The 9,230-nt window shown below is 71.4% G+C and carries 12 protein-coding genes; 7 read left to right on the forward strand and 5 right to left on the reverse strand.

The features are described from left to right. Window positions 1-124: 124 nt before the first annotated feature. Window positions 125-283, forward strand: coding sequence for a hypothetical protein (locus ABZX85_RS48940; protein ID WP_355884889.1), 159 nt, complete (start codon window positions 125-127; stop codon window positions 281-283). A 55-nt stretch (window positions 284-338) separates the two neighbouring features. Here the strand turns inward: ABZX85_RS48940 and ABZX85_RS48945 are convergent, their stop codons facing one another. Next, a complete protein-coding gene (locus tag ABZX85_RS48945) occupies window positions 339-1,481 on the reverse strand; it encodes a diguanylate cyclase (protein WP_355884890.1) in 1,143 nt (380 codons plus the stop codon). A gap of 127 nt (window positions 1,482-1,608) precedes the next feature. Continuing rightward, window positions 1,609-2,412, reverse strand: coding sequence for an enoyl-CoA hydratase-related protein (locus ABZX85_RS48950; RefSeq protein WP_355884891.1), 804 nt, complete (start codon window positions 2,410-2,412; stop codon window positions 1,609-1,611). Between the two features lie 190 nt (window positions 2,413-2,602). Between ABZX85_RS48950 and ABZX85_RS48955 the strand changes: the two genes are divergently transcribed. Further along, entirely contained in the window at window positions 2,603-3,283 is a 681-nt protein-coding gene (locus tag ABZX85_RS48955; RefSeq protein WP_355884892.1) for a hypothetical protein, read from the forward strand. A gap of 27 nt (window positions 3,284-3,310) precedes the next feature. Here ABZX85_RS48955 and ABZX85_RS48960 read toward each other — a convergent pair whose 3' ends face one another. Both ABZX85_RS48960 and ABZX85_RS48965 read right to left on the reverse strand, forming a co-directional pair. After that, window positions 3,311-4,426: an adenylate/guanylate cyclase domain-containing protein gene (locus ABZX85_RS48960; RefSeq protein ID WP_355884893.1), complete on the reverse strand. Its 1,116-nt coding sequence runs from the start codon at window positions 4,424-4,426 to the stop codon at window positions 3,311-3,313. A 214-nt stretch (window positions 4,427-4,640) separates the two neighbouring features. Beyond that, on the reverse strand, window positions 4,641-5,495 hold the full coding sequence (locus ABZX85_RS48965; protein ID WP_355884894.1) for a biotin--[acetyl-CoA-carboxylase] ligase: 855 nt from the start codon (window positions 5,493-5,495) through the stop codon (window positions 4,641-4,643). 121 nt (window positions 5,496-5,616) lie between these two features. On the opposite strand from ABZX85_RS48965, the gene ABZX85_RS48970 reads away from it, so the two are divergent. The 4 genes from ABZX85_RS48970 (at window position 5,617) to ABZX85_RS48985 (ending at window position 8,313) form a co-directional block, all read left to right on the forward strand. Further along, window positions 5,617-7,221 carry an acyl-CoA carboxylase subunit beta gene (locus ABZX85_RS48970; RefSeq protein WP_355884895.1) on the forward strand — a complete coding sequence of 535 codons (1,605 nt, stop codon included), beginning with the start codon at window positions 5,617-5,619 and terminating at the stop codon, window positions 7,219-7,221. Between the two features lie 37 nt (window positions 7,222-7,258). Beyond that, complete coding sequence (locus ABZX85_RS48975; RefSeq protein ID WP_355884896.1) at window positions 7,259-7,465, forward strand: acyl-CoA carboxylase subunit epsilon; 207 nt, start codon at window positions 7,259-7,261, stop codon at window positions 7,463-7,465. Window positions 7,466-7,549: 84 nt separating this feature from the next. Beyond that, window positions 7,550-7,678, forward strand: a complete 129-nt coding sequence (locus tag ABZX85_RS48980) for a hypothetical protein (protein WP_355884897.1) — start codon at window positions 7,550-7,552, stop codon at window positions 7,676-7,678. A 32-nt stretch (window positions 7,679-7,710) separates the two neighbouring features. Then, entirely contained in the window at window positions 7,711-8,313 is a 603-nt protein-coding gene (locus ABZX85_RS48985; protein ID WP_355884898.1) for a nucleoside triphosphate pyrophosphatase, read from the forward strand. On the opposite strand, the gene ABZX85_RS48990 is transcribed toward ABZX85_RS48985, so the two are convergent. After that, a complete protein-coding gene (locus tag ABZX85_RS48990) occupies window positions 8,282-8,773 on the reverse strand; it encodes a hypothetical protein (RefSeq protein ID WP_355884903.1) in 492 nt (163 codons plus the stop codon). The genes ABZX85_RS48985 and ABZX85_RS48990 overlap by 32 nt on opposite strands. Before the next feature lie 364 nt (window positions 8,774-9,137). Between ABZX85_RS48990 and ABZX85_RS48995 the strand changes: the two genes are divergently transcribed. Further along, window positions 9,138-9,230 (forward strand): biotin carboxylase N-terminal domain-containing protein (locus tag ABZX85_RS48995; RefSeq protein WP_280842533.1); only part of this gene is annotated, 93 nt, incomplete at its 3' end.

A 9,230-nucleotide genomic window follows, 5' to 3' on the forward strand; every position in this document is an offset into this window, starting at 1 on the left:
GTACGCACTGAAGACGAATAAGTCACGACCGGAGACCGGTTCTGACCCTTACCGATGCGATCACCACCACCCACCCCGGCCGGGCGCGCCCGCCTCCGCCTCCACGGGCGGCCTGCTGCACCTGATGGTGAGGAAGGACGGGCACCAGGACCTCTACCTGGGCCGCGCGGTCAAGCTGATCACCTTCACCAGCCCCGACTGCACGGCCGGCTACATCCGGTCCCGGGACTTCACGCTGCCCGCGGAGAGCAGCCTCAGCAACTTCTGGGCGGACATGAGCTGAGTACCCGTAGTACCGACGCGGACCGGCCCCTGGTACCCGTAATACCCCGCCCCTCCTACCCCCCGCCCCCACGGAACCGTCGCCGCTCGGCGCCGGTAGGGGGTGGGGTGTCCGCCAGGAGTACTACGGGGTCCTCGGGGCCCTTGCGTCCCGCGACCACCGGGTATCCCGCCCGTTCCGCCTTCGCCCGGTACTGCGCCGCGTCCGCGAGCCGGAAGAGGCGGCGGGCCGTGCGGATGGGCCCGATGGGGTCGGACGTCGACGCCATCCCGCAGGCCACCCCGTCCCCCAGCTCCAGCTCCCCCGCCCGCCGGCAGAGCTCCGTCGCCGCCGTCACCACCTCGTCCGCCGTCGGCCCCACCGCGAGCAGACAGAACTCGTCGCCCCCGAGCCGGGCCGCCAGCGCGCCGGGCAGCATCGCCCCGCACAGGGACAGGATCGAGCCGAACCGTTCCAGCAGGCGGTCCCCGACCGCGTGCCCCTTCGTGTCGTTGACCTTCTTCAGCCCGTTCAGGTCGCACACGACGAGGCTGACGGTCACCCCCTCCCGCCGGTGCCGCTCGACCGCCTCGTCCAGCCGGACGTCCACCGCCCTGCGGTTCGCCAGCCCCGTCAGCGCGTCCGTGAACGCGAGGCGCCGGGCCTCCTCCAGGCGTTCCGTCTGCGCGAGGCCCGCCGCGACGACCGACGCGAGGACCGTCGCGAAGTCGGCGTCCGCCCGGCCGAAGGGGGGTGACTGCGTCGGCCTCGCCACGTACAACTCGCCCCAGGCGCGGCCGTGCAGGACGATCGGGGCGACCACGCAGGAGCCCCGGCCTCTGCGGCGCAGCGCCGCGACGCGCTGGTGGACGTATCCCGGGGTGCCCGTCGTCGGGCCCTGTGCCGTCTCCACCCACGCGTTCGGCTCGCCGCCGGTGGCCCAGCGTTCGTGCAGGAACTCCGTGATCTCCGGGAACTGGTGGACCGGGTACGACTCCGACTCCGGGTACTCCTCCTCGTCCGGGGCCCGCTCCCCCACGTTCACCAGGACCCGCAGTCTGCCTCGCGCCCGCTCCCACACCGACAGCGCCGCGAAGGTGCCGTCCAGGGCGTGGCACGCGCCGGCCGCCGCGGCGGCCCAGGTGTCCCTGGGGGTGCGCGCGGCTGCCATGCCCTGCGCGAGGGTTACCACTGCCGCGAGGTGTCTGTCGGGGCCCATTACTTCAGGCTAGGGATATATGGGTTGAAACGGAGGTTTTGGACGGTCCGAGTGGGGGGGATCTGTGGGTCTCGGGGTGCGGGTTGAATGTGGCTGGTCGCGCAGTTCCCCGCGCCCCTGGGTTGGACTACTCACCCGGCCATACGGGCTTCCGTTTCTCATTGAAAGCCTTTACCCCCTCCGCCCTGTCCCCCGAGAACGCCACCGTCCGCCACGCCGCGTCCTCCACCTCGAGGCCCGCCCTGAGGTCCAGCCCCTGGCCGAGGCGCAGGGCCTTTTTCGCGGCGCGCAGGCCGATCGGGGAGTTGGCGGCGATGCGGGCGCCCAGGGAGAGGGCCTCGTCCCGTACCTTCCCCTCCTCGACCAGCACGTCCACCAAGCCCAACTCCCTTGCCTCGGCGGCCTCCACGCGTCGCGCCGAGAAGATCAGTTCGGCGGCGCGGGCGGCGCCCACCCGGCGGGGCAGGAGCTGCGTGCCGCCGCCGCCCGGGATGACGCCCACCGAGACCTCCGGCAGCCCCACCACCGCCGTGCCGTCTGCCACGATCACGTCGCAGGACAGGGCGAGTTCGAAGCCGCCGCCGAGGGCGAAGCCGTTGACCGCGGCGATGGCGGGGACGGGGAGGTCGAGGACGGCGGTGTAGGCGGCGCGCGCGGTGGGGCGCTGGCGGCGGAGGTCGTCGTCCGTGAAGGAGTTGCGCTCCTTGAGGTCGGCGCCGACGCAGAAGGCGCGGTCGTGGGTGGAGGTGAGGACCACGACACGGACGTCGGGGTCGACCCCCAGGGCCGTGCAGGCGGCGGTGATCGAGCGGGCCATCTCCGTCGAGACCGCGTTCATCGCCTTCGGCCGGTCCAGCGCCAGTTCCGCCACGTGTCCGTCGGAGTGCCGGCGCACCAGGACATGCTCGCCGAACCGTTCCTCGCTGCTCATGCCATCCTCCGGGGTCACGTCGTTAACGCTGGTTAACACTTCGTCCGGGGCGATCATCGCAGTACATCCCCCGCCCGGGGAAGGGCGACGGGTTCGACGTACGACTACCCGTTCGAGTGACATCCCCCCGGACTCCCGGCCGCCCGCCCTCCCCCGCGCATACCGTCGCTGCGGCCCATCGGGAGGGGACATGTACGAGTCAGACGATCCGGCGGCACCCCGCTCCGGCGGATTCCGCCCCCGCGGCCGGCACCGTCGCCCCCGCCCCCGCAAGGTGGTCCTCGCGGCCGGCGGCCTCGCCTTCGCGGCGGGGGTACTGGGACTGCTGCGGATCGTCCCGGACCAGGGCCAGGCGCAGGGGCAGGCACAGGGACAGGGCCAGGTCGGCGGGGACCCGGTCGCGGGGGCGGCGGTGGGTGACGGGGGTACTACGGGGTCTACGGGTACTACGGGTTCCGGGTACGACGCCGGCGTCGGCGATCCCGCGACGAACGCCGCTGCGGCGATACCGGTCGCTCCAGGGGGCCCGGGTGATACCCGTAGTACTTCAGAGGGTGCCGCGTCCGGGGGCGCCCAGTCCCGTAATACCCCTAGTACCTCCGGCGTCCCCCGCCCGTCGGCTCCCGCTCAGGATGTACGGGTACCCCCGGCACCAACCCGTAGTACCCCGCCGTACGGCACCGCCCCCGCCCCCGCCCATACCCCCGCACCGGCCCCCACCCCCACGGTCGTACCCCCAGCGAGCCACCCGCCCCCGGCCTCGACCCCCGCTCCGACGCCCACCGCCCCCGACAACCCCCACGAGCTCTGCATACCGGCGATCGGCCTCTGCGTGGACACACCCTTCGCCGCGCCCCGGCCCTCCCCGTAGACCCCCTACGACCTCTGGACCGCCTCCTTAGACCGCCCCCTCGTCCCCGTCCCGCCTGCTCAGCAGCCAGGGTTCCACCACACCGAGGCCCCGCACCGGGCGTTGCCACATCGGCTGGAGGGCGAAGCGGTAGCCCGGCGGCTCCTCCCCCTCCTTCTCGGCCTTGGCGGCCTCCTCGGCGGCCTGCGCCTCGGAGGCGGGCGCGTCGCCGCTGCGGATCAGGTCCTCCGCGAACGCCGTGTCGACGAGGACCGCGTCCCGGGGGGCTATGGAGGTGAGGCGGGAGGCGAGGTTGACCGTCGTACCGAAGACGTCGCCCATCCGGGTGGTGACCGTGCCGAAGGCCATGCCGACGCGGAGTTCCGGCATCGTCTCGTCGTTCGCCATCGTCTCGATGAGGCGCAGGCCGATCTCCGCGGCCGTGCCGGCGTCGTCCGCCGCGTACAGGACCTCGTCGCCCAGGGTCTTGATCAGCCGGCCGCCGTGCGCGGCGACCAGGTCGGCGGCGGTGGTCTCGAACGCCTCGACCAGTTCGCCGAGTTCCTCCTCCTCCATGCGGCGGGTCAGCCGCGTGAAGCCGACGAGGTCGGCGAAGCCGACGGCGAGCCGCCGGTCCACCATCTCCTCGTCGTCCGCGGTCTGGACGACGCGGCCCGCCGACGCGGCGAGCTGGCGGCGCCAGACGTAGACGAGGAACTCCTCCAGTTCGGGGAGGAGGAGTTCGACGATCGGGTACGTCACCTCGGTGCGGGTCATGCCCGGCTCCGGGGGTTCGGTCAGGCCCTCCAGGAAGGAGTCGATCTGCCACTCCGCGAGGCGGGCGGTCGTCTGGCCGGTGGAGCGGGCGACCTGGACGGCCATCGCCTCGCTCAGCAGGCCCGCCTCGACGAGGCCCGCGAGGCGGCGCAGGGCGAGGACGTCCGCCTCGGTCAGCGCCTTCGCCTGGCCGATGTCCGCGAAGCCCATCGCACGCCAGAACCTGGACGCCAGTTCCATCGAGACGCCCGCGCTGCGGGCCGCCTGGAAGGGGGTGTAGCGGCGCTCCGCACCCAGGATGAGGCCCTCCAGGCGCAGCGCGAGGGGGTCCTCGCCGGGGTCGGCAGCGTCCTCGCCCACGTCGGAGCCGGTGTCGTCGACGGTCACGCCTGCTGCCTTTCCGGTCTGCCACGGTCAGGTATCGACCGGGGTCAACTTTACGGCAGATGTGCGGTAGCTCACGCGGGGAAGGGGAACCGGGGCGGGTAGCGCCGTGAGGGTTGCTGTGTTTGTCCGGCTTTCCCGCCGTCGTGGTTGCTCGCGCAGTTCCCCGCGCCCCTTAGGGCATATCCCTGACGCCAGTTCCAAAAGTCCCCCGGCTCTACGCCGGTCGCAAGTGCACGATGTCCCCCGCCCCCACCGGCTCCCGTACCCCCTCCTCCGTCGCGAGCACCAGTCTGCCGTCGCCGTCGACCGCGACCGCTTCCCCTACGACCGACCGGTCGCCCGGGAGTTCCGCGCGGACTGTGCGGCCCAGCGTCGCGCAGCCTGCCGCGTAGGTTTCCTGGAGGCCGCTCGTCAGGGGGTCGCCGTCCGCCTCCGTCCACTTTCCGTACCACTCCTCCAAGGAGCGGAGGACGGCACGGAGCAACGGGTCGCGGTCGGTGCTCACCGCGCCTGCCAGGGCGAGGGAGCCCGCCTGGGGTACGGGGAGTTCGTCGGACTTGAGGGTGACGTTGATGCCTACGCCGATGATCACCGCGTCGGTGTCGGCGCGTTCCGCGAGGATGCCGCCGGCCTTGCGTTCCTCGCCCTCGACCTTCACGAGGAGGTCGTTGGGCCATTTGAGGGACGTGTCCACCCCTGCCGACCGCGCCAGCCCCGTCGCCACGGCGACGCCGGTCAGCAGGGGGAGCCAGCCCCAGCGGTGGACCGGTACCCGAGAGGGACGGAGCAGGACCGAGAAGAAGAGGCCCGAGCGCGGCGGAGCCGTCCAGCGGCGGTCGAGGCGGCCCCGCGCGGCGGTCTGCTCCTCGGCGACCAGGACCGTGCCCTCGGGGGTGGTGTCGGCGACGGCCGCGAGGTCCGTGTTCGTGGAGCCCGTGCTGCGTACGACCCGCACCTCGCGCCACAGCCCGCCCTCCCGGACGAGCCCCCGGCGCAGGGCGAGCGCGTTCAGCGGGGGGCGTTCGAGGTCGGACCAGGGGCTCGGGTCTGCGGCGTCTCGGGGTGTCATACGACCCACCCTAGGTGTGGCCAACGCCGCACTGCCGACCCGTAGGGGCACCACTACTCTACGAACGGGTAACCCCTAATTCCACCGTTCCCCTTTTGAGCAGGCAGGGAGCCGCATCCCGATGTCCGAGCCGGAAGAGCGTCACGAGATCGACATCCATACGACCGCGGGGAAACTCGCGGATCTGCGCCGCCGCGTAGACGAGGCGACGCACGCCGGGTCGGAGCGGGCCGTCGAGAAGCAGCACTCCAAGGGCAAGCTGACGGCCCGTGAGCGCATCGAACTGCTCCTGGACGAAGGCTCGTTCGTCGAGCTGGACGAGTTCGCCCGGCACCGCTCGACCAACTTCGGCCTGGAGCACAACCGGCCCTACGGGGACGGGGTCGTCACCGGGTACGGCACGGTCGACGGCCGTCCGGTGGCCGTGTTCTCGCAGGACTTCACGGTGTTCGGCGGGGCGCTCGGCGAGACGTACGGGCAGAAGATCGTCAAGGTGATGGACTTCGCGCTGAAGACGGGCTGCCCGGTGATCGGGATCAACGACTCGGGCGGCGCGCGCATCCAGGAGGGGGTCGCCTCGCTGGGGGCGTACGGGGAGATCTTCCGGCGTAATACCCACGCCTCAGGGGTGATCCCGCAGATCAGCCTGGTCGTCGGGCCGTGTGCGGGCGGGGCGGTCTACTCCCCCGCGATCACCGACTTCACGGTGATGGTCGACCAGACCTCGCACATGTTCATCACGGGTCCCGACGTCATCAAGACGGTGACGGGTGAGGACGTCGGCTTCGAGGAGCTGGGCGGCGCGCGCACCCACAACTCCGTGTCGGGCGTGGCGCACCACATGGCCGGGGACGAGAAGGACGCGGTCGAGTACGTCAAGCAGCTGCTGTCGTACCTGCCGTCCAACAACCTCGCCGAGGCGCCGGTCTTCCCCGAGGAGGCCGATCTCGCCGTCACGGACGAGGACTTGGAGCTGGACACCCTCGTCCCGGACTCCGCGAACCAGCCGTACGACATGCACACGGTCGTCGAACACGTCCTGGACGACGCGGAGTTCTTCGAGACGCAGCCGCTGTACGCGCCGAACATCCTCACCGGGTTCGGGCGGGTGGAGGGGCAGCCGGTCGGGATCGTCGCCAACCAGCCGATGCAGTACGCCGGTTGCCTGGACATCAAGGCGAGCGAGAAGGCCGCGCGGTTCGTGCGGACCTGCGACGCGTTCAACGTCCCGGTCATCACGTTCGTCGATGTCCCCGGCTTCCTGCCCGGCGTCGACCAGGAGCACGACGGCATCATCCGCCGGGGCGCGAAGCTGATCTACGCCTACGCCGAGGCGACGGTCCCGCTCATCACCGTCATCACCCGCAAGGCTTACGGGGGCGCGTACGACGTGATGGGGTCCAAGCACCTCGGCGCCGACCTCAACCTGGCCTGGCCGACCGCGCAGATCGCCGTCATGGGCGCCCAGGGCGCCGTCAACATCCTGCACCGGCGGACCATCGCCGAGGCGGAGGCGAGCGGGGAGGACGTCGAGGCGGTGCGCGCGCGGCTCGTCCAGGAGTACGAGGACACCCTCCTCAACCCGTACATCGCCGCCGAGCGCGGGTACGTCGACGCGGTGGTCATGCCGTCCGACACCCGGCGGCACGTCGTACGGGGGCTGCGGCAGCTGCGGACGAAGCGGGAGTCCCTGCCGCCGAAGAAGCACGGGAACATCCCCCTCTAGAGGTACCCCTCCAGACGGACCCCTCCAAGGAGACGCCGTGAACATCAAGGTCGTACGGGGGAACCCCACCCCGGAGGAGCTGGCCGCCGCACTCGCGGTGGTGCGAGCCAGGGCGTCGGCCTCCGCGCAGGCGGCCGACGCCCCGAAGGCGCGGGACGCCTGGTCCGATCCGGCGCGGATCGCGGGGCGGGGGCTGCCCCGGCCGGGAGCGGCGGCGTGGGCCCGGACGTACTGGCCGGGGTGAAAGACGTACTGGCCGGGGTGAAAGCGGAAGACTTGAGTACTAGTACTCAGGTCTTCTCCACCTTTCCGTCGCACCCTGGACATCATGCTGTGGTCCGACCCTGAGAACGAACCTCCCAAGGAACTCCGCGACATGCAGGTCATGTTGCGGAGACTGGGCGTTCTCATGGCGGCGGCCATGGTGCTGGCGATGATCGTCCTCGGCCTGAAGTGAACCCCTGACCTCCCCCGACTACCCTGACCCCCATGACTCGCCGCCTGATCCTCGCCTCCCAGTCCCCGGCCCGCCTCAAGCTGCTGCGGGACGCCGGTTTCGCGCCCGAGAAGATCGTCAGCGGCGTCGACGAGGACGCGATCACCGCCCCCACCCCGGCCGAGCTGGCGCGGGCGCTCGCGGAGGCGAAGGCGTCGGTGGTCGCCGCCCGCCCGGAGGCCGCGGGCGCGGTCGTGATCGGCTGCGACTCGGTCCTCGACCTCGACGGCCAGGCGCTCGGCAAGCCCGCCGACGCCGAGGAGGCCACCGCCCGCTGGAAGTCGATGCGCGGCCGGGCGGGCACCCTCCAGACCGGGCACTGCGTCTACGCCGACGGCCGCTGGACCTCCGCCGTCGCCTCCACGGTCGTCCGCTTCGGCGAACCGACGGACGGGGAGATCGCCGCGTACGTCGCGACGGGTGAACCCCTCTACGTCGCCGGGGCGTTCACGCTCGACGGCCGTTCGGCGCCGTTCATCGACGGCATCGACGGCGACCACGGGAACGTGATCGGCCTGAGCCTGCCGCTCGTTCGCCGGCTGCTCGGTGAACTCGGCATCGGCATCACGGAGTTGTGGGCACCGACGGAGGCGTGAGTGGCCCCGGCCCGCCGCCGCGCGGGTTCCCCTCGACGACCGGCTCGCCGGCGTCGTCCGGGGCCCCGTCGTGCGTCATCAGCAGCAGGACGATCAGGGCCATGACCACGATCAGCGTGCCGAAGGCCGTGGGGCCGACCAGGCCCCAGGCGACGGCGGCCAGCAGGCCGTGGACGACGGCCGCGCTGATCAGCAGGACGCGGCCGAGGCCCGCCGGGCGGCGGCCCCGGAGGGCGACCAGGAACGCGACGAGGGCGCAGAAGGCGAAGTAGGCGGCGAAGACGAGGCCCGCGGCCTTCGAGGAGTTCGCCATCAGGTCCGGGTCGAGGCCCGCGAGGGACATGTTCTGGCGGCTGACGAACGTCCCGAGAATCCAGTTCAGGAGCGCGACGCCGAACGCCTCCGCGAGGAGGACGACCGCGACCACCCACGCCACCGGTCTGCGGACCACTGTCACCACCTGCTTTCGACCCGGGCTGGAGCCATTCTGCTCCCGCCCGAAGTACGTTCGGGTCATCAGGAACGCTACTCACTGGTAAAGCTCAGGACAATGGTTCGCGTCGGCGCAAAGATCCGGAGCGTCGTTCGTAGGGATCTGACAAAGAAACGGAGTGGGCCGCAGCACGCCTTCACAGAGACCTTGACCACATCAGAGGGCTAGGGTTTTCCGAGGAGTCCTGCGTACGGCCGTACGACAAGGGATTTCGCGGGTCGAGCGAGCCTGGCGTCACGCTCTGTGTGGGCAAGCTCACCTTTGGGGACGGGTCGATGCGCCGTGTCGGCAGTCCCTAAACTCGGCTTGTTTCCAGGAGGGAGCCTCAATCGTGCGCAAGGTGCTCATCGCCAACCGTGGCGAAATCGCAGTCCGTGTGGCCCGCGCGTGCCGGGACGCCGGTATCGCCAGCGTGGCCGTCTAC

Source organism: Streptomyces sp. NPDC004539, assembly GCF_040610055.1.
Lineage (GTDB): Bacteria > Actinomycetota > Actinomycetes > Streptomycetales > Streptomycetaceae > Streptomyces.